Source organism: Clostridium sp. ZBS15, from assembly GCF_023845705.1.
Lineage (GTDB): Bacteria > Bacillota > Clostridia > Clostridiales > Clostridiaceae > Clostridium > Clostridium aquiflavi.
Window position 1 is genome coordinate 1 of the sequence record NZ_JAMQHY010000142.1, and the last position, 631, is coordinate 631.

Sequence of the window (631 nt, forward strand, 5' to 3'; positions counted from 1 at the left end):
TCCCCCTCCACTCATCTTTCAAAATTAATTTTTTAAAAAAAAAATTTTTATTAATATTATATTAATTAATTTTTATAATTTTTTTTTTTTTTTTTTAAAATTTTTTTTTTTTTATTTTTTTTTTTTTTTTTTTATTTTTTTTTTATAAATTATATTATTTTTTTTTCCTTTTTATTAATATTATAAAAAATTTTTTTTTTATAATTTTTTTTTTCTGACTTTTTTTTTATTTTATATTATTTATTTTTTTTTTTTTTTTTTTTTTTTTTTTTTTTTTTCTTATTTTTTTTTTTTATTATCTTAATAAATCTATATTTACATTCTTCCTTTTTTTTTTTTTTTGTTATTCCAAATCAAAACATCACTTATATTTTTTTTTTTTTGACTAATCCGCCCCCCCCTGAGTTCTACCCTCTTCCCCCACACGCCGCTCTCCCGATCTCATTTTTAGTTTTTTGGGAGCAGAAGCCGGGCCCCGACCCCCCAACACCCCCCTTGGCAGGGGGGCACTCTCCCATTGAGCCCCTTCTGCTTATTTGGTGCAGAGGAGGGGAGTCGACCCCCCACGCCGTAAAGCGCTAGATCCTAAGTCTAGTGCGTCTGCCAATTCCGCCACATCTGCATTTTTTTG

Annotated in this window: 2 tRNA genes; both read right to left on the bottom strand. The window is 27.9% G+C overall.

Features of this window, described 5'->3' with window-relative positions:
* Positions 1 to 456: 456 nt before the first annotated feature.
* Positions 457 to 533 (bottom strand) — tRNA-Gly (locus NG904_RS16855).
* A gap of 4 nt (positions 534 to 537) precedes the next feature.
* A tRNA-Leu gene (locus NG904_RS16860) sits at positions 538 to 622 on the bottom strand.
* Positions 623 to 631: the final 9 nt, after the last annotated feature.